The organism is Pseudomonas promysalinigenes (assembly GCF_014269025.2).
In the GTDB taxonomy this organism is placed as follows: domain Bacteria; phylum Pseudomonadota; class Gammaproteobacteria; order Pseudomonadales; family Pseudomonadaceae; genus Aquipseudomonas; species Aquipseudomonas promysalinigenes.
The window spans coordinates 3,947,887-3,967,442 of record NZ_CP077094.1 but is presented as its reverse complement, the minus strand read 5'-3'; the positions used below and the strand labels follow the sequence as shown (position 1 = coordinate 3,967,442).

The 19,556-nt window shown below is 61.4% G+C and carries 17 protein-coding genes; 10 read left to right on the top strand and 7 right to left on the bottom strand.

From position 1 onward, the window contains the following. The first annotated feature begins 168 nt into the window (after positions 1-168). Positions 169-4,068: a phosphoribosylformylglycinamidine synthase gene (gene purL, locus HU725_RS18020; RefSeq protein WP_186477742.1), complete on the top strand. Its 3,900-nt coding sequence runs from the start codon at positions 169-171 to the stop codon at positions 4,066-4,068. 3 nt (positions 4,069-4,071) lie between these two features. Then, positions 4,072-4,383 (top strand): YqfO family protein, encoded by a 312-nt coding sequence (locus HU725_RS18015; RefSeq protein WP_186477743.1) that lies wholly within the window; start codon positions 4,072-4,074, stop codon positions 4,381-4,383. Between the two features lie 3 nt (positions 4,384-4,386). On the opposite strand, the gene HU725_RS18010 is transcribed toward HU725_RS18015, so the two are convergent. The 4 genes from HU725_RS18010 to HU725_RS17995 all read right to left on the bottom strand — a co-directional run bounded on the left by HU725_RS18010 (position 4,387) and on the right by HU725_RS17995 (position 9,965). Then, positions 4,387-6,402, bottom strand: a complete 2,016-nt coding sequence (locus HU725_RS18010) for an HET-C-related protein (protein WP_186477744.1) — start codon at positions 6,400-6,402, stop codon at positions 4,387-4,389. Positions 6,403-6,528: 126 nt separating this feature from the next. After that, positions 6,529-8,574 (bottom strand): PhoX family protein, encoded by a 2,046-nt coding sequence (locus HU725_RS18005; RefSeq protein WP_186477745.1) that lies wholly within the window; start codon positions 8,572-8,574, stop codon positions 6,529-6,531. 266 nt (positions 8,575-8,840) lie between these two features. Continuing rightward, positions 8,841-9,395: a L,D-transpeptidase family protein gene (locus tag HU725_RS18000; RefSeq protein WP_186477746.1), complete on the bottom strand. Its 555-nt coding sequence runs from the start codon at positions 9,393-9,395 to the stop codon at positions 8,841-8,843. An 18-nt stretch (positions 9,396-9,413) separates the two neighbouring features. Further along, on the bottom strand, positions 9,414-9,965 hold the full coding sequence (locus HU725_RS17995; RefSeq protein WP_060479336.1) for an NUDIX hydrolase: 552 nt from the start codon (positions 9,963-9,965) through the stop codon (positions 9,414-9,416). Between the two features lie 126 nt (positions 9,966-10,091). On the opposite strand from HU725_RS17995, the gene HU725_RS17990 reads away from it, so the two are divergent. The 5 genes from HU725_RS17990 to purT all read left to right on the top strand — a co-directional run bounded on the left by HU725_RS17990 (position 10,092) and on the right by purT (position 13,290). Then, on the top strand, positions 10,092-10,691 hold the full coding sequence (locus HU725_RS17990; protein WP_186477747.1) for a CoA pyrophosphatase: 600 nt from the start codon (positions 10,092-10,094) through the stop codon (positions 10,689-10,691). A 44-nt stretch (positions 10,692-10,735) separates the two neighbouring features. Beyond that, complete coding sequence (locus HU725_RS17985; protein ID WP_186477748.1) at positions 10,736-11,260, top strand: gamma carbonic anhydrase family protein; 525 nt, start codon at positions 10,736-10,738, stop codon at positions 11,258-11,260. After that, entirely contained in the window at positions 11,253-11,456 is a 204-nt protein-coding gene (locus HU725_RS17980) for a DUF1289 domain-containing protein (protein WP_060479333.1), read from the top strand. The genes HU725_RS17985 and HU725_RS17980 overlap by 8 nt, the downstream gene beginning before the upstream one ends. A 108-nt stretch (positions 11,457-11,564) precedes the next feature. Then, positions 11,565-12,032 (top strand): VUT family protein, encoded by a 468-nt coding sequence (locus tag HU725_RS17975; RefSeq protein WP_060479332.1) that lies wholly within the window; start codon positions 11,565-11,567, stop codon positions 12,030-12,032. A 76-nt stretch (positions 12,033-12,108) separates the two neighbouring features. After that, positions 12,109-13,290, top strand: coding sequence for a formate-dependent phosphoribosylglycinamide formyltransferase (purT, locus tag HU725_RS17970; RefSeq protein WP_060479331.1), 1,182 nt, complete (start codon positions 12,109-12,111; stop codon positions 13,288-13,290). Positions 13,291-13,327: 37 nt separating this feature from the next. On the opposite strand, the gene HU725_RS17965 is transcribed toward purT, so the two are convergent. From HU725_RS17965 to HU725_RS17955, 3 genes are all read right to left on the bottom strand, one after another. Further along, positions 13,328-14,629, bottom strand: coding sequence for an MFS transporter (locus HU725_RS17965; RefSeq protein ID WP_186477749.1), 1,302 nt, complete (start codon positions 14,627-14,629; stop codon positions 13,328-13,330). A gap of 275 nt (positions 14,630-14,904) precedes the next feature. Continuing rightward, positions 14,905-16,110 (bottom strand): transporter associated domain-containing protein, encoded by a 1,206-nt coding sequence (locus HU725_RS17960; protein WP_060479329.1) that lies wholly within the window; start codon positions 16,108-16,110, stop codon positions 14,905-14,907. A gap of 9 nt (positions 16,111-16,119) precedes the next feature. Next, positions 16,120-16,929, bottom strand: a complete 810-nt coding sequence (locus HU725_RS17955) for a cytochrome C assembly family protein (RefSeq protein ID WP_186477750.1) — start codon at positions 16,927-16,929, stop codon at positions 16,120-16,122. A 195-nt stretch (positions 16,930-17,124) separates the two neighbouring features. Here HU725_RS17955 and ffh point away from each other — a divergent pair, with 195 nt between their 5' ends. The 3 genes from ffh to rimM all read left to right on the top strand — a co-directional run bounded on the left by ffh (position 17,125) and on the right by rimM (position 19,555). After that, positions 17,125-18,501, top strand: coding sequence for a signal recognition particle protein (gene ffh, locus HU725_RS17950; RefSeq protein ID WP_060479327.1), 1,377 nt, complete (start codon positions 17,125-17,127; stop codon positions 18,499-18,501). 260 nt (positions 18,502-18,761) lie between these two features. After that, on the top strand, positions 18,762-19,013 hold the full coding sequence (gene rpsP, locus HU725_RS17945; protein WP_003259424.1) for a 30S ribosomal protein S16: 252 nt from the start codon (positions 18,762-18,764) through the stop codon (positions 19,011-19,013). A gap of 5 nt (positions 19,014-19,018) precedes the next feature. Then, positions 19,019-19,555 (top strand): ribosome maturation factor RimM, encoded by a 537-nt coding sequence (gene rimM / locus HU725_RS17940; RefSeq protein WP_186477751.1) that lies wholly within the window; start codon positions 19,019-19,021, stop codon positions 19,553-19,555. Position 19,556: the final 1 nt, after the last annotated feature.

The window sequence follows — 19,556 nt, the reverse complement described above, 5'->3', positions numbered from 1 at the left end:
TCGATCTCATAGGCGCAGAATTTCCACAGCCAAACCCCGCAGATTTCTGACCCGCAAGTCCGGTTCCGCCGCCCGGCAGCCGTGGCTCACAGCGGGTGCCGAAAGCGCTCGAATTAGGCTAGAATGCACGGCCTCTAAGCACACCCCCTTCCTGAGGCTGTCCCGACGATGTTGATCCTGCGCGGCGCTCCTGCCCTTTCTGCCTTTCGCCACGGTAAATTACTCGAGCAACTGAGCCAGAAAGTCCCCGCTGTTACTGGTTTGTATGCCGAATTTGCCCACTTCGCCGATGTTGAAGGCGAACTGACCGCCGACCAGCAGCAGGTGCTGGGACGTCTGCTCAAGTACGGCCCCAGCGTGCCGGTACAGGAGCCGACCGGCCGCCTGTTCCTCGTCGTGCCGCGCCTGGGCACCATTTCGCCCTGGGCCAGTAAGGCCAGCGACATCGCCCACAATTGCGGCTTGCAGTCGATCCAGCGCCTGGAGCGCGGCATTGCCTATTATGTAGCCGGTGACCTGAGCGACGCCGATGCCGAGTTGGTCGCTGCCGAGCTGCACGACCGCATGACCCAGCGCGTGCTGGCCAAGCTGGAGCAGGCAGCCGATCTGTTCAGCCACGCTCAGCCAAAGCCAATGACTTCGGTCGATATCCTCAGCGGTGGCCGTGACGCCTTGGCCAAGGCCAACATCGACCTGGGCCTGGCTCTGGCTGAAGACGAGATCGATTACCTGGTCAACGCCTTCCAGGGCCTCAAGCGCAACCCGAACGACATCGAACTGATGATGTTCGCCCAGGCCAACTCCGAGCATTGCCGTCACAAGATTTTCAACGCCAGTTGGGACATCGACGGCCAGGCACAGGAAAAGAGCCTGTTCGGCATGATCAAAAACACCTACCAGATGCACAACGAAGGCGTGCTCTCGGCCTACAAGGACAACGCCTCGGTCATCGTCGGTAGCGTTGCCGGGCGCTTCTTCCCGAACCCTGAAACCCGCCAATACGGTGCGGTGCAGGAGCCTGTGCATATTCTGATGAAGGTCGAAACGCACAACCACCCAACCGCGATCGCCCCATTCTCCGGCGCCTCCACCGGCTCCGGTGGCGAAATCCGCGACGAAGGCGCGACCGGCCGTGGCGCCAAGCCTAAAGCCGGCCTGACCGGCTTCACCGTGTCCAACCTGCGCATTCCGGGCTTCGAGCAGCCGTGGGAGCAGGCCTACGGCAAGCCAGAGCGCATCGTCGATGCCCTGGACATCATGATCGAAGGCCCACTGGGCGGCGCTGCGTTCAACAACGAATTCGGGCGCCCGGCTCTGACCGGGTACTTCCGTACCTTCGAGCAGGCCATCGCCACCCCCCATGGTGAAGAAGTGCGCGGCTACCACAAGCCGATCATGCTCGCAGGCGGTATGGGCAACATCCGTGAAGATCACGTGCAGAAGGGCGAGATCACTGTCGGCGCCAAGCTGATCGTGCTCGGCGGCCCGGCCATGCTCATCGGTCTGGGCGGCGGCGCGGCCTCCTCGGTGGCCACCGGTGCAAGCTCTGCTGACCTGGACTTCGCCTCGGTACAGCGCGAAAACCCGGAAATGGAGCGCCGTTGCCAAGAGGTCATCGACCGCTGCTGGCAGTTGGGTGACAAGAACCCGATCGCCTTCATCCACGACGTGGGTGCCGGCGGTATTTCCAACGCGTTCCCTGAACTGGTCAACGACGGCGGCCGTGGCGGGCGCTTCGAGCTGCGCAACGTGCCCAACGACGAGCCGGGCATGGCCCCGCACGAAATCTGGAGCAACGAATCCCAAGAACGTTACGTGCTGGCGGTCAGCGCCGAGGACTTCGAGCGCTTCCAGGCGATCTGCGAACGTGAGCGCTGCCCGTACGCGGTGGTCGGAGAGGCCACCGAAGAGCAACACCTGACCGTCACCGACAGCCACTTCGACAACACTCCGGTGGACATGCCGCTCGATGTGCTGCTTGGCAAGCCGCCGCGCATGCACCGTTCGGTTACCCGCGAGGCCGAGCTGGGCGACGATTTCGACCCGAGCCAACTTGACCTGGACAGCGCCGTGCAGCGCGTGCTCAGCCACCCGGCGGTGGCCAGCAAGAGCTTCCTGATCACCATTGGCGACCGCACCATCACCGGCCTGGTTGCCCGTGACCAGATGGTCGGCCCGTGGCAGGTCCCGGTAGCGGACTGCGCCGTCACTGCCACCAGCTTCGATGTCTACACCGGTGAAGCCATGGCCATGGGCGAGCGCACGCCGTTGGCGCTGCTGGACGCCCCGGCTTCGGGCCGTATGGCAATTGGCGAGACCATCACCAACTTGGCTGCTGCCCGTATCGACAAGCTGTCGGACATCAAGCTGTCGGCCAACTGGATGTCCGCTGCCGGCCACCCAGGTGAAGACGCGCGCCTGTACGACACCGTCAAGGCCGTGGGCATGGAGCTGTGCCCGGAATTGGGCATTACCATTCCGGTCGGCAAAGACTCGATGTCGATGAAAACCAAGTGGAGCGAAGATGGCGTCGAGAAGAGCGTTACCTCGCCGATGTCGCTGATCATCACCGGCTTCGCTCCGGTTGCCGACATTCGCCAGACCCTGACCCCGCAACTGCGCATGGACAAGGGCGAGACGGACCTGATCCTGATCGACCTGGGCCGTGGCAAGAACCGCATGGGTGCCTCGATCCTGGCTCAGACCTACGGCAAGATCGCGGCCCAGGCACCGGATGTCGACGATGCCGAAGACCTCAAGGCGTTCTTCGCCGTGATCCAGGGCCTGAACGCCGACGGTCATCTGTTGGCCTACCACGACCGTTCCGATGGCGGGCTGCTGACCACCGTGCTGGAAATGGCCTTTGCCGGCCACTGCGGCCTCGACCTGCAACTCGATCCTCTGACCGACAGCAAGGCTGACGTGGCTGCCATCCTCTTCAACGAAGAGCTGGGTGCGGTCATTCAGGTTCGCCAGGATGCCACGCCAGACGTGTTGGCGCAGTTCAGCGCTGCCGGCCTCGGAGAACAATGCGTTGCAGTCATCGGCAAGCCGATCAACAACGGCGAAGTGTCCATCAGCCTCAACGGCGAAGTGCTGTTCGACGACGAGCGCCGCATGCTGCAGCGCCAGTGGGCCGAAACCAGCTATCAGGTTCAGCGCCTGCGTGATAACGCCGATTGCGCAGACCAGGAGTTCGACCTGCTGCTGGAGGAAGATAACCCAGGCCTGTCGGTCAAGCTGGGTTACGACGTCAATGACGACGTGGCAGCGCCCTACATCAAGACGGGGGTGCGTCCTCAAGTGGCCATCCTGCGCGAGCAGGGTGTCAACGGCCAGGTTGAAATGGCAGCTGCCTTCGATCGTGCAGGTTTTGCAGCCGTCGATGTGCATATGAGCGATATCCTTGCCGGGCGCGTCGACTTCGAGGCCTTCAAAGGCTTGGTCGCCTGCGGTGGCTTCTCTTACGGTGACGTACTCGGTGCCGGTGAGGGCTGGGCCAAGTCGGCACTGTTCAACGCCCGCGCCCGCGATGCCTTCCAGGCATTCTTCGAGCGCGCCGACAGCTTTGCCCTGGGCGTGTGCAACGGTTGCCAGATGATGTCCAACCTGCACGAGCTGATTCCGGGCACCGAGCACTGGCCGCACTTCGTGCGCAACCGCTCGGAGCAGTTCGAGGCACGCGTGGCCATGGTCGAGGTGCAGAAGTCCAACTCCATTTTCCTCCAGGGCATGGCAGGCTCCCGTATGCCAATCGCCATCGCCCATGGTGAAGGCCATGCCGAGTTCGCCAGTGAAGACGCACTGCTGGCGGCCGATGCGTCTGGCTGCGTGGCCCTGCGCTATGTCGATAACCACGGCAAGGTAACCGAAGCCTACCCGGCCAACCCGAACGGATCGCCACGTGGTATCACCGGCCTCACCAGCCGCGATGGCCGCGTGACCATCATGATGCCGCACCCGGAACGTATGTTCCGCGCCGTGCAGAACTCCTGGCGCCCCGATGAGTGGCAGGAAGATGCCGCGCTGATGCGTATGTTCCGTAATGCGCGGGTGTGGGTGAACTAAGGCGTGTACAAGCTCGCCTTCTTCGTCCCGGCCAGCTATGTCGAAGGGGTCAAGGCTGCCGTGTTCGCCGCTGGTGGTGGGCGGATCGGCGGCTATGACCACTGTGCCTGGCAGACCTTGGGCCAAGGCCAGTTTCGCCCACTGGACGGTAGCCAGCCGTTTCTTGGGCAAACTGGCCAGGTCGAGGTGGTCGAGGAGTGGAAGGTGGAGCTGGTGGTGGCCGATGACCTGATTGATCAGGTCGTCGCTGCCCTCAGGCAGAGCCACCCGTATGAGACGCCAGCCTATGAAGTCTGGCGGCTCCACGACCTTTAGGCGTCATCCGAAAGGAAACGCATTGCCGATAATTTCCGAAACCGTGTTAGGGGCGTTGCGGAAGCTTTCGCCCAGCACCCTGACCCTGTCCTGTTCCTCCTTCTCCAGTTGCTTCTGCAGTTCTGCCAAGTCGCCAATGCTACCTGCGAGGCGAATCTTTTCTTTGGTACGCGCACGGTCCATGGCTTCCCATGCCGCGACGATGTCGTCATGCCAGTTGTCATCATTGGGGTGCAGAATGAACGCCACGGCTACGCTAGCGGGGTCGCGTTCGGTGTTGCCCTGCCAGTATTCATACATCGCCTGACCAACCATCTGCACCGCATAGGTCGCCAGATACGCCGCCAAGTCGTGAAACGGATGCGTGTCGTGGTCTTTGGCCAGTTGTGAGTGGGTGGGATGCAAGCCAGGTACGACATTGGGGTTATGCCCGGAAAGGGTCTGGAACTCGTCGACATTGTCGCCCACCCAACTCAGCAGCCCCTGAATCACCGCATTGTTAGCATTCTGCAGCATGGCAAGTGGCGTTTTTGCCACCCAACTGGCTGCTTCATACAGACCGTAAAGCGGACTTTCTGCCGCGTCATCGCGTATCTTGAGAAATGCCTGGAGCAGCTTGAGCGGTGTATCGCTTTGGTGCTCTTCGAGCAATATCAGCAGTACTTTTTCCACATCGCTTCGATCGCCCGGCCGAGTGCGCTTGAAGTCGAGCGTTTGCACCTCGAAAAGGATTTTGCCCAGCGGTTCGGCGATGCTGGCGACCACATCCAGGCCACCAAACATGCCAGTCACCACGGGCAGCCGATGTTTGCAGTCAGTTTCGGTAGTCCAAGGCAGCACGTCATGGCCACGTTTGCGCAAACACAGTTCGACGAAGTTGGAGTGTGCAAAATAGTCCTCGAGCACATGCAACGCTTCGCCAAAATAACGCCTGCCCTCGATGCTGTTACCCGCCAGCATGGCGTCGATCAGCTTTTGACGCATGTAACTTGTGGCATTGTCTATATAGCTACTGAGCGAGCGTTGCGCGTCCACTTCCAGTAACGCGTGGCCGTGGGAAACCAAGGGCTCGAAGTCGCTATCGATCTCCCGTGGGTCGGTCGCATCGGCCGAGGGGTTCAGCGGGTTGTCGATATGTTCGCTAGGGCGGTACACCCCCAGCATTTCTGGGACCACGGTATACGCCTGACGATCCTCAGGTGTGTCCTGCAGGTCGTGAAACTCCTTGAGCGCCAGCAGATCGACCAGTTGAGTCAGAGCGCTGCGCGAGAGCTTCGAAGGGAAGTTCTTGGGGGCATCGGGCTTGCGCACCAGCTTGGGATCAAGCAATTGCGAATAGTCACGCAGCCAGTTACCAAAGTAGATGCTACGGCGCTCCTCATCCGTGAAGCCGACAGATGCTAAGCCTTTCTCCAAGGATTCATGCCCAAATGAGCCAGGTTTGTCCCCTGGGCCTGCAGAGAAGTTCTGCGGTATCGGGACGGGCTGGAGCGCGGGGATGGTCAGGCGTACGGCTTGATTGTCGTACATACCGAACACTGTCCCATCTTCGATCTTGGGCCCGTAAAAGAACATCATGGCGGCATAATCGGCGCCAATCTGTTCGAGCCCTGGGTTTTCGATATCTTGTGAATGGTCGGTGAAGTCTTGTTTGATCACTTGGTACAGATAGTTGCCGAATGCGCTGGCCAGCGCGTTGTACAGGTGTGCACTGTCGATATCGTGCGCGCGGGCCTGCATCAATGCCGGCTCGGTCACCCAGATCGTGCGGCTATCGCTGTCATAGTGAGCAAGGGATGTACTCTGCGCCTCGACCCGATACCGCGGATTGGCTATGGCACCCTCACACAGTGCAGTCTGCAGTTTCTGGCAGGCGTGAGAGGAAACGTGAGAACCGAATACTGACATGATCAGCACGCTGAACAGTGTTTCGTCGGTGCTCTTTGCCACAGATTGCAAGCGTTCGAGCATGTAGTCGCTGTGCAGTGCAGGCTGGTTAACTTCGGTTTCAGAGGACATGAGCGTCGTTCCATGGAGAATTGGACGCCCAGCCTCGTTCAGCGGCCCGCCTGGTTGAACAGAGCAGCATTACCTGCCCAGGAAAGTCGACCTTCTCAACGCCTGCTTGCTGCCTGCTAGGCCTGGTCAGATAGTTCCGATCTGGCCGCCATCGTCACGCTGAATCACAACCGTTGATGCCCGGGGCCTGACCTTGGTGCCGGAGGGCGCGGCGTCTGTCGCCATGTCGCTGTACGGCCAGTTTTCCGGATGCTGGATGTTGATGAACAGGGTCTTGTTGTCCGGTGTGAAGGTTATACCCGTCACCTCGCAGCCGTTTGGCCCGACGAAAAACCGGCGTAGGGCCGACTGATTTTGGGCATCGATTGGTATCTGCTTGCCGTTGGCATCGATCAGTTCGGTGGGAATCACGGCCAACAGTTGGTCGTTTGTATAGTCTGTGAGCGTAGGCTCGCTGTTGTCGGTCTCAAACCACAGCACGCCACGGCTATCGAAGCTCATGCCGTCGGGGCTGGCGAACTGATTGAGCTCACTGAGCCCCGAGCGGTTGATGTCTGCCGTGCCGGTGGCGTTGGCGCCAAAGACGAAGATGTCCCAGGTAAAGCTCTGGTGATCGTCGCTGTCATGCCAGCGGATGATATGACCGTGGCGGTTCGGACCCCGCGGGTTTGCGGCATCGACCTTCTCCGGGGTGCGCACGCTATTGTTGGTCAGGGTCAGGTAGGCATCGCCATTGAGCGGGTTGACGGCTGTCCACTCGGGGCGGTCCATAGGCGTGGCGCCAACGGCATCGCCAGCACCTCGGGTATTGAGGATGATGCCAGCGAGGTCACCGTACAATGCGCCGAGGGTGCTACCGGCGGTAGTGGGGGTGTTCACGTCGAGCGGCAGCCAAGCGCCAGTGCCGTCGGCATCGAAGCGGGCGACGTACAGATTGCCGTGGTCCAGGTACTTGGCACCGGTTTTGAGCCGATCGGCCGGGGTGGCATCAGCCGCATCCCACAGGGCTGCAGACACCCATTTGTAGAGGTACTCGTTATTCGAGTCGTCACCCATGTACCAGACCAGTGGCTTGCCGACCACCGGCAGGCCCGGGCAGCAGCCTTCATGGCGGAAACGCCCCAGGGCCGTGCGCTTGGTGGCCAGGGTGTCGCTGTTGTACGGGTCGATTTCGACGATGTAGCCAAAAGTGCTGGCTTCGTTACGGTAGTCTTCGCTGGCGTGAGCGCCTTTGGCGGTGACATCGAAGCGGGCGAACTCGTCATCCACTTCAGTGCTGTCACCGGCAGCGCTTTCCCACTGATACTGGCCATTGGCGGTGCCCACGCCGATACGGCGCTGATCGTCCGGGCGTAAGCCTCTGTTAACGAAAATGCCTGGCCAGTTCTCTTCGCAGGTCAAATATGTACCCCACGGCGTGTAGCCGTTGCCGCAGTTGTTATTGGTACCGCGACAGTGGATACCGTCGGCCGAATACTTGGTTTTGACGTGGCTGGTGCCGCGCATCGGCCCGGTCAGCTCCATACGCGACGCCGTAGTGAATCGGCGATTGAGCGGGTCGTTTTCGACCACCTGCCAGCGGCCGTTGATGTTCTTCAGGCGGACCACACCAGCGCCGTGGGCGTTGATTTCTTTGCGTACTTCTTCAGCAGGGCGCTTGCCGCTGGCGTCGACGGTTGGACCGTTGGGGTGCAGGGCAGCGGTGTCGATGTATTCGAAGTTGATCGCCAGCAGGCCGTCCTGTGAACTGCCGTTGATTGGGAAAAAGTGCATGCCGTCGTGGTGCATGCCCATGGCATTGGCTTGGTCGACCGACGTGTTGCTGCCGTCGGCTCTCCAGGGGCTGGCCTTGCCATTGAGTGGTGTGCCCCAGGGCGCGAGCACGTAGGCACTGTAGCCGGCAGCAACCACGCAGGCGTCGGTACGCGAGCCAGCAATGGACTGGAAGCCCAGTGCCAGTTTCGGCTTATCGGGTTGGGGGGAGGGCGGTTCGAGAGAGACAGGCTCGCTGTCCAGGCAGCCGGTCAGACCGGTGCCGGCAATCATGGCTATGGCTGCGCCCAGGCTGCCGCGGATCACGCTGCGACGGCTCAGGTAAGCGTCCATGACGCTGGCCATCGGCAGGTTGGTGCTGTGATTGCGGTCCAGGTTGTCGCCGGTGTCTCGACTCATCAGGGTGTCCTTGTGGTGATTGAGTAGTCGCGAACCCCGACTTTATGGCGTTACTGTGACGATTCGTGGGTCGAAATGGCTAAGGGGCTGGCAAGTTGCACATTGTCGGCAGCAGAGCTTGGATGCGCCTGCCTTGAGGCGGGCGGCACCTTTAAAATCGAGTGCTGATCATTCCAAGGCAGACGTGGCAGAGGCTGCGCAGAATTCGGCAGGCCTTTGGCAGAGAGGGGGAAGAGTCTTGCAGGCTCAATCCGCGTTGTGGACTATCACGGACGAATCTCGATCAAAGTGCCGTCGCGAACCAGGTCCCACACTTCTCGCATGTCGCTGTTGCGCATGGCGATGCAGCCATCGGTCCAATCGAGGGTGTGGAAGTACCATTCAGGGTAGTCATCGTTGATCGGCGTGCCATGGATCATGATCATGCTTCCGGCACTCCAGCCCTCGCGGTTGGCGCGGGCGGTATCGCTGATGTTCGGGTAGGTGATGTGCATGGCCAGATTGAAACGGTTGCTCTGCTTGCGCCAGTCCAGCCAGTACAGCCCTTCAGGGGTCTTTTTGTCGCCTTCGCGCTCTTTGGCACCTTTAGGTTGTTTACCCAGCGAGATGCGGTAGGTCTTCAACGGCTCGCCACGGCTGATCAGCTGCAGGCGCCGTTCGGACTTGATCACCAGCACCTTGTCGATCAGCGGCTGCATCGCCGTCTGCGAGTGTGACTGCGTTGGCGCCGGCGGTTGCGGCTTGCGGATGATGACTTCCGTGAATGCCGCCTGGGATGCAGTGGCAACGCAAAGGCAGAAAAGGGCGAACAACCAACGCATGAAACAGTACCTGCAGGCTCAAGGGATGGGCGAGACGTTCATCGGCGGCAGGTATTCATGGCCTATCGGGTAGTGCTGCCTGATGCGGTCGCGATAATAGCATTCTAGTGTGCGCGTGACGGTGCGGAAAGCCAGCTCGTTCCAGGGGATTTCGTGCTCCTCGAACAGCCGAACTTCCAGGCTTTCGACGCCGACGTCGAACGCCAGGTTGGCCAGCTCGGCACGGAAGAACACATGCACCTGATTGATATGCGGCAGGTCGAACAGCTGGTACAGGGTCATCTGCGCGACCCGTGCGCACGCCTCTTCGGCCGTTTCGCGACGGGCCGCCTCATCGAGGGTCTCGCCGTTTTCCATGAAGCCAGCCGGCAGCGTCCAGAAGCCGCGGCGCGGCTCTATGGCACGGCGGCACAACAGTACCTGGCTGCCCCATGTGGGTAACACCCCGGCAACGATGTTGGGGTTCTGGTAATGAATGGTCTGGCAATGCTCGCAGACGAACCGTAGGCGGCTGTCGCCTTCGGGGATCCGCTGAATGACCGGTTGGCCGCACGCGCTGCAGAATTTCATGCTTTTATTCCTAGTGGACCGGCTTATCTTGGCGTGCCGGGCGGTCCTGCTGCAAGCGTGCGGGGCTTGGGTGCGTCGCGGCTTTGGTGCATCATGCGAGGCAGGCCTTGGATACGAGAGTGCGCAATGCTGGACGAGCTACTTCGCCGTATGAGCAACCACCAACCCGCTTCACTGGAAACCGACCGAAGGTTCCCCGAGGCGGCGGTACTTTTGCCCATTACCCGCAGCGAAGCGCCCGAACTGGTACTGACCTTGCGTGCAAAGGGGCTGTCGACTCACGGCGGCGAAGTAGCCTTCCCGGGAGGGCGACGCGATCCGGAAGACCCAGACCTGGTGTTTACCGCCTTGCGTGAGACCGAGGAAGAAATCGGTCTGCCACCTGGCTTGGTGGAGGTTATCGGCCCGCTCAGCCCCCTGGTATCACTGCACGGACTGAAGGTGACGCCGTTCGTCGGTTTGATACCGGATTTCGTCGAATACCGCGCCAATGACGCGGAAATAGCGGCAGTCTTCAGCGTGCCACTGGAGTTCTTCCGTCAGGACCCGCGTGATCATACTCATCGCATCGATTATCAGGGCCGCAGCTGGTATGTGCCCAGCTATCGCTATGGTGAATACAAGATTTGGGGGCTCTCGGCGATCATGATCGTCGAACTGGTCAATCTGCTGTTTGACGCCGGAATCAGCCTGCACCAACCCCCTGAGCGCTACATCGAAATCTGAGCCGGGCACACCCTGCCGTCTGCGTGAACCTCTGAGGATCGAACATGAAATACCGCCTGGGCGACCATCGGGTCGAATGTCACCCCACCAGCTGGGCTGCACCCAACGCCACCCTGATCGGCAAGGTGCGCCTGCAGGCTCGTGCCAGCGTGTGGTTCGGTGCCGTGCTGCGCGGTGACAACGAGCTGATCGACATCGGTGAAGCCAGTAATGTCCAGGACGGGACGGTGATGCACACCGATATGGGCTCGCCGCTCACTCTGGGCAAGGGTGTAACCATTGGCCACAACGCCATGTTGCATGGCTGCACGGTGGGCGATTACAGCCTGATCGGCATCAATGCAGTCATTCTCAATGGCGCACGCATTGGCAAGCACTGCATCATCGGCGCCAATGCGCTGATTCCCGAAGGCAAGGACATACCCGACGGTTCACTGGTGATGGGCTCGCCTGGCAAAGTGGTGCGCGAGCTGACCGAGCAGCAAAAGCGTATGCTCGAGGCCAGCGCCGCGCACTATGTGCACAATGCCGAACGTTATGCCCGTGAGTTGGTGGCTGACGATGAGTGACGTGATAGTCGAGCGGCCGGTGCCGTCGCCCTGCGTGAGTATTTGCGCCCTGGACGAACAGGATGTGTGCACGGGGTGCCAACGCACGGTGGCCGAGATCGGCCGCTGGGGGCGGATGGACAATACCGAGCGGCGGGCGGTGCTCCAGCTTTGCCATGAGCGGGCGGTGGCGGCCGGGTTGATCATCGGGGCGTGACTGTGCGCCGGTTGTAGCCCCTGCAACAGGTTCGATCTCTGTGGGGGTGGGTTTACCCGCGAACGAGCCAGCGGTAATCTGCCGGGCTTGCCCACAGAAAACTACCCCATGATCTATCTCATTGCCTATATCAGTAGCGTGGTGCTGATCAACTACGCCTTCTCGAGCGCTCCGCACCTGGACATCATCTGGTCCTGTTGGGGCGGGCTGGTGTTCATCCTGCGTGACATGGTGCAAACCCGCTATGGCCATGGCGCGCTGATTGCCATGCTGATGGCCCTGGTGCTGTCGTACGCGACCTCTGAGCCGGCCATTGCTTTGGCCAGCGCCACCGCGTTCTTCGTCTCCGAGCTTATCGACTGGCTAGTGTTCAGCATTACTCGCCGGCCACTGCGTGACCGTTTGTGGTTAAGCTCAGCGTTGAGCATTCCGGTGGATACCTTCATCTTCTTCGGCATGATCGGCGCCCTGACTCCAGCGGTGATCGGCACCGCCATGGCATCGAAGTTCGCCGGTGTCACGGCCGTGTGGCTGGCCATGGCATTTCGTGCGCGGCGGGCCGCTGTGGCGGGTTGATGGTGTAGAATATCGGTCCTTTTTCAGCGGGCCTTGCCAAGCCTGGCGCGGCCCCGGACGCCTTCGAGGACCTGAAATGACCCGTATCGGAACCCCATTGTCGCCAACCGCGACCCGTGTACTGCTCTGCGGCTGTGGCGAGCTGGGCAAGGAAGTGGTGATCGAGCTGCAGCGCCTGGGCGTCGAAGTGATCGCCGTCGACCGCTATGCCAATGCCCCGGCCATGCAGGTGGCCCACCGCAGCCATGTGGTCAACATGCTCGATGGTGTGGCTCTGCGTGCGATCATCGAAGCGGAAAAACCGCACTTCATCGTGCCGGAAATCGAAGCGATCGCCACTGCCACCCTGGTCGAGCTGGAAAACGAAGGCTTCAATGTGGTGCCCACCGCTCGGGCAACCCAATTGACCATGAACCGCGAAGGTATCCGCCGCCTGGCTGCCGAAGAGCTTGACCTGCCGACCTCGCCGTATCATTTCGCCGACACTTACGAAGACTACGCGGCAGCCGTGGCCGATGTCGGCTACCCCTGTGTGGTCAAGCCGGTGATGAGCTCCTCGGGCAAGGGGCAGAGTCTGCTGCGCAGCGACGCTGACCTGCAGCAGTCCTGGGCCTATGCCCAGGAGGGCGGGCGTGCCGGCAAAGGCCGAGTGATCATCGAAGGCTTCATCGATTTCGACTACGAGATCACCTTGCTGACCGTGCGCCACGTGGGCGGCACCACCTTCCTGGAGCCGGTCGGGCACCGTCAGGAAAAAGGCGATTACCAAGAGTCCTGGCAGCCACAGGCCATGAGCGAGAAAGCCCTGGCCGAGTCGCAGCGTGTGGCCAAAGCGGTGACCGATGCGCTGGGGGGCCGTGGTCTGTTTGGTGTGGAACTGTTCGTCAAGGGCGACCAAGTGTGGTTCAGCGAAGTGTCACCGCGCCCTCATGATACTGGCCTGGTGACGCTGATTTCCCAGGACCTCTCGCAATTCGCGCTGCATGCCCGCGCCATTCTTGGCCTGCCAATTCCGGTGGTGCGCCAGTTCGGCCCGTCGGCTTCGGCGGTCATCTTGCCGCAAGGCCAGTCGCAGCAGACCAGCTTCGCCAACCTGGGCGCGGCCCTGAGCGAGCCGGACACCGCCATCCGCCTGTTCGGCAAGCCGGAAATCAACGGCACCCGGCGGATGGGTGTGTGCCTGGCGCGCGATGAGTCGGTCGAAGCAGCGCGGGCCAAAGCGACCCGTGCTTCGCAGGCGGTGAAAGTCGAGTTCTGATGCGACGCCGCAGGGGCCGCGATGCGGCCCCAATCATTCACAGCTCTGTATCGCGCGTTTCTTTCAGGCACAAGACGGCGATCAGGCTGATCAGCGCCGCCGCCGAAACATAACCCCCCACCCAGCTCAACCCGCCCATGCTCACCAGTTTCTGGGCAAAGAACGGCGCGGCCGACGCTCCAACGATGCCGCCCAGGTTGTAAGCTGCCGAGGCCCCGGTATAGCGCACGTGGGTTGGGAACAGTTCCGGCAGCAGCGCGCCCATCGGCGCGAAGGTCACCCCCATCAGGAACAACTCGATGGCCAGGAACAGTGCCATGCCAGCGGTGGAACCCGAGGTCAGCAGTGGCTCCATGGCAAAGCCTGAGGCCACCGCCATCAAAGCACCGACGATCAGCACCGGCTTACGCCCAAAGCGGTCGCTCAGCCAGGCTGACAGGGGGGTCGCCAGGGCCATGAACACCACGGCAAAGCACAGCAGGCCCAGGAAGGTTTCGCGGCTGTAGCCCAGGGTCGTCACGCCGTAGCTCAGCGAAAATACCGTGGAGATATAGAACAGCGCGTAGCACACCACCATCGCAGCTGCGCCTAGCAAAGTCGGCAGCCAGTATTTGGCGAACAGGTCCACTACCGGAAGCTTCACCCGCTCATGGCGAGCAACAGCCTTGGCGAACACTGGGCTTTCCTCCAGTTTCAGGCGGACGTACAGGCCCACCAGCACCAACGCTGCGCTAAGCAGGAACGGAATGCGCCAGCCCCATTCACGGAACTGTTCGTCGCTGAGGAGCATGGCCAGGGTCAGAAACAGGCCGTTGGCCGCAAGAAAGCCGATCGACGGCCCCAGTTGCGGGAACATGCCAAACCAGGCGCGTTTGCCCTGGGGTGCGTTCTCGGTGGCCAGCAGCGCTGCACCGCCCCATTCACCGCCCAGGCCCAGGCCCTGGCCGAAGCGCAGCAGGCAGAGCAGGATCGGTGCCCAAACCCCGATGCTGTCATAGCCCGGCAGCACACCTATCAGCGTGGTCGACACGCCCATCAGTAGCAGTGACGCCACCAGCGTCGATTTGCGCCCGATGCGGTCACCGAAATGGCCGAACAGCGCTGAGCCCAGTGGGCGGGCGAGGAATGCGATGCCGAAGGTGATGAATGCTGCAAGCATCTGCGCGGTGCCCGATTCGGACGGGAAAAACACCGGGCCGATCACCAGTGCGGCGGCGGTAGCGTAGACGTAGAAATCGTAGAACTCGATCGCGGTGCCGATGAAGCTGGCGGTGGCGACTCGCGCAGGTGAGTTGACCGGCGTGGCAGGCGCCTGGGAGTAAGTGCTGCTGGTTGTCATTAAGTAGGTCCCTAACAGTCTGATTGGCTCCGTGGGCAGTTGCCCGCAGCACGTGCAAGAAACCAAGGCAGGCACGGCATGGCGGGCACCGGAGCGCATTGTTTTTGTGTTCGCTGGCTGACGATAGCCCAGAGGGGATAAGGATGGGAGCGGGTACTGTTTCGGGGTATTGAAGCAGGACCGCGGAGGGCGTCAGTGCAGCGGACTGGCCGAGTGGCGCCGAGTGCGGGTAGCAGGCGTTGCGGCGGGGCTGGGTAAGCGTGACCCGAGTATAGCTACCGGGTCACGGTCCACACCAGTACCTTGCTGGCGCAATTGTCCTCGGTTTCGAGAATTTCCAGGCGATAGCGGCCGATTTTCAGGCAAACCGCACTTTCCGGGATGCTTTCCAAGGCTTCGGTGACCAGCCCATTGAGGGTCTTCGGCCCGCCATCGCACGGCAGGTGCCAGCCCAGGGTGCGGTTGATTTCCCGCAGCGAGGCAGCGCCTTCGATAACGAAAGTACCATCAGGCTGGGCATGCACATGGGGGTTGTCCAGGGTCTGCTCGTCTTCGAACTCGCCGACGATTTCTTCGAGGATGTCTTCCAGGGTGACGATACCCAGCACCTCTCCATACTCGTCTACCACTACGCCCAGGCGGCGCTGTTGCTTGTGGAAGTTCAGCAGCTGCATCTGCAGCGGGGTGCTTTCCGGGACGAAGTAGGGCTCGTAGCACGCGCCCAACAGTTGCTCCTGGGTCAGCTCGGCCTTGGGTAGCAGGTGGCTGATGAGCTTGGTGTTGAGGATCGCTTCTACCTGGTTGATGTCGCTGTGGTAGACCGGCAGGCGGGTATGTCGGCTAACGATCAGTTGCTCGATGATGTGCCCGATGGGCTCATCGAGGTTGATGCCGTCCACCTCGTTGCGTGGGACCAGAATGTCGTTGACGGTGACCTTGTCCAGTGACTGCAGGCCGTCCAGCAGGCCATGACGCGGCGCCTCATGGGGGGCGTCCTCGTCGAACTCGTCCTCTTCCTGCGGGTGCAGGGCCACTGCCGTAGGCTGGGCCCGAAACGGCCGCAGTATGAGCTTGGCGATGCCGTCGAACAGGCAAGCCAGCGGTTGCAGCAGAGCCAGGGGAAACGGCCTCAGGCTCAGGCCTAGGCTGATGAAGGCTTGAGGGTTGCGGCGGGCCAGGCGCCTTGGCAGAAACTCGGCGAACACCAGCAATGCTGCCACGGCGGCCAGGCCAGCCAGCCAAAAGCCGTGCTCGCCGCTCTGCCGCTCGCCGATCAGGCAAGCCATGCCCAGCACCAGCAGCTTGCCCAAGCTTGCGCACAGCACCAGGGCTGGCACCGGCAGCGGTGGTTGGCCCTCATCGCCATGGCGCGGTGAGGCGTTGATCAGCAGGCGGGCGGCATCCACGGCGGTGAACAATGCCGACCACAGCAGTGCCAGTGCCAGAATGCCGAGTAGCGGTGCGTACGGCAGGGTGTCCATGGGCGGCCGTCAGATATGCAGGATGAATTCGCGGACCAGCTTGCTGCCAAAATAGGCCAGCATCAGCAGGCAAAACCCTGCCAGGGTCCAGCGGATCGCCTTGTGGCCGCGCCAGCCCAGGCGGGTGCGGCCCCAGAGCAACACGCTGAACACCACCCAGGCCACGCAGGCCAACAGGGTTTTGTGCACCAAGTGCTGGGCGAACAGGTTTTCAAGGAACAGCCAGCCGGAAATCAGCGATAGCGAGAGCAGGCACCAGCCTGCCCAGAGAAAACCGAATAGCAGGCTTTCCATTGTCTGCAGCGGCGGGAAGTTACGAATTAGCCCCGAGGGGTGCTTGTTCTTCAGTTGGTGGTCTTGCAGCAGCAACAGTAGCGACTGGAACACCGCGATGGTGAATAGGCCGTAGGCCAGAATTGACAGCAGAATGTGCGCGAGGATGCCGGGCTCTTCGTCGATTAGTGGCACCGTGCCGGCTGGGGCGAACTGCGCCAGCAAGGCGGTGATGGCGCCAAGCGGGAACAAGAGCACCAGCAGGTTTTCCACCGGGATGCGCAGGCATGCCAACAGCGTCAAGGTAATGACTGCGGCCGCAATCAGGCCGGCGGCGCTGAAGAAGTCCAGGCTAAGCCCCAGTGGGGTAATCAGCTGGAAGAACAGCGCACCGCCCTGGGCGAGCACGGCAAGGGCGCCAAGCAGGCCCAGCAGGCGTTTGTCGGCCTTGCGACCCTGGGCCAGATGGGAGCCCTGATAGATCGCCGCGGCTATATAGAGGCCGGCGGCGATCAGATTGGGAATGAGGCTGGGTGAGGAGACCATAAGTCCTGGTTGCAGAGCCCTGAAAGAGACGGAGTTTGGCATAGAACGACACCGGCCATCCAGACCGATCGGTAGCGAGGTGTGCGCCGTCGGCTCACTTGGTTATAATCGCCGCCTTGCTGTGCCTGGCGGGTGTGCATTTGCCCCGCAGGCGCCTGACAAACCTCGGCTTTTATTGGGCCTGAAAGGATCACCATGTTCGAAAACCTGACCGACCGCCTGTCACAGACGCTGCGCCATGTCACCGGCAAGGCCAAGCTGACCGAAGACAACATCAAGGACACGCTGCGCGAAGTGCGCATGGCCCTGCTCGAGGCCGACGTTGCCCTGCCGGTGGTCAAGGATTTCGTCAACAGCGTCAAGGAACGTGCAGTCGGCACCGAAGTGTCGCGCAGCCTGACCCCGGGCCAGGCCTTCGTGAAGATTGTCCAGGCTGAGCTTGAAAGCCTGATGGGCGCGGCCAACGAAGACCTCGCGCTCAACGCCGCACCGCCGGCCGTAGTGCTGATGGCCGGCCTGCAGGGTGCGGGCAAGACCACCACCGCCGGCAAGCTGGCGCGCTTTCTCAAGGAGCGCAAGAAGAAGAGCGTGATGGTGGTGTCCGCCGACGTCTACCGCCCGGCGGCGATCAAGCAGTTGGAAACCCTGGCCAACGACATCGGCGTGACCTTCTTCCCATCCGACATCAGCCAGAAGCCGGTGGCCATCGCCGAAGCTGCGATTCGCGAAGCCAAGCTCAAGTTCATCGACGTGGTTATCGTCGACACCGCTGGCCGCCTGCATATCGATGCCGACATGATGGACGAGATCAAGGCGTTGCACGCCGCGGTCAAGCCAGTCGAAACCCTGTTCGTGGTCGACGCCATGACCGGCCAGGACGCCGCCAATACCGCCAAGGCGTTCGGCGAAGCCCTGCCGCTGACCGGTGTGGTGCTGACCAAGGTCGACGGTGACGCCCGTGGCGGTGCTGCGCTGTCGGTGCGCGCCATTACCGGCAAGCCGATCAAGTTCATCGGTATGGGCGAGAAGAGCGAAGCGCTCGAACCGTTCCACCCCGACCGTGTGGCTTCGCGCATCCTCGGCATGGGCGATGTGCTCAGCCTGATCGAGCAGGCCGAGCAGACCATCGACAAGGCCAAGGCCGACAAACTGGCCAAGAAGCTCAAGAAGGGCAAGGGCTTCGATCTCGAAGACTTCCGCGACCAGCTGCAGCAGATGAAAAACATGGGTGGTTTGGGCGGCCTGATGGACAAGCTGCCGAGCATCGGTGGGGTCAACCTGTCGCAGATGGGCAACGCCCAGGGCGCGGCCGAGAAGCAGTTCAAGCAGATGGAAGCGATCATCAACTCGATGACCCCTGCCGAACGTCGCGACCCTGACCTGATCAGCGGTTCGCGCAAGCGCCGTATCGCCCTCGGTTCCGGCACCCAGGTGCAGGATATCGGCCGGCTGATCAAGCAGCACAAACAGATGCAGAAAATGATGAAAAAATTCTCCGCCAAGGGCGGTATGGCCAAGATGATGCGCGGCCTTGGCGGGATGCTGCCAGGTGGCGGCATGCCCAAGCTGTAACACTTGTTTTTGGGCGCCTGCCTGCATCCAGGTGGGCGCCCGAAACCCCCGCTGCGGCGGGGTGACGGCCGCGCGATGCGTGGCTTAACCGGCAAATCTGGACGGTAGGGCATGCCTCTGCCGAAAAAGGCATTTGCAAATGTCCGTATATTCCCTGAGAATATGCGGCCTTTTGGGCACCCGTGTGCCTATTTGGCATTCAGATTTGCAGTACCAGCTGCTGTATGAACTGCAGCACCGACTATAGGAACGATGTTCACATGGTAACCATTCGTCTGGCCCGTGGCGGCTCGAAAAAGCGCCCATTCTACCACCTGACCGTGACCAACTCGCGTAACGCCCGTGACGGCCGTTTCGTTGAGCGCGTAGGTTTCTTCAACCCGATCGCTGCTGGCGCCGAAGTCAAGCTGTCGGTCAACCAAGAGCGCGTCAACTACTGGCTGAGCCAGGGTGCACAGCCGTCTGAGCGCGTTGCTCAGCTGCTGAAGGACGCTGCCAAGGCTGCTGCCTGAGCAGTATGAACGCGACGCCAGAAAAGGCTGACGACCTGATCGTCGTTGGCAAGATTTTTTCGGTTCACGGCGTTCGCGGCGAGGTGAAGGTGTATTCCTTTACCGATCCGATTGAAAACCTGTTGGATTATCCGCGCTGGACGCTTCGGCACGAAGGCAAGGTAAAGCAGGTCGAGCTGGTCAACGGTCGTGGCTCCCAAAAGGGCCTGGTCGTTAAGCTCAAGGGCCTCGATGATCGTGATGAAGCCCGTCTTCTGAGCGGTTACGAAATCTGCATTTCGCGGAGCCTTTTGCCCAACCTGGCTGCTGACGAGTACTACTGGTACCAGTTGGTGGGCCTCAAGGTCATCAACCAGGACGAACATCTGTTCGGCAAGGTCGATCACCTGTTGGAGACCGGTGCGAACGATGTAATGGTGGTCAAGCCCTGCGCAGGCAGCCTGGATGATCGCGAGCGTCTATTGCCCTATACGGCGCAATGCGTGCTCGATATCGACCTGGAAGCAGGTGTGATGCGGGTTGAGTGGGATGCGGACTTCTAAA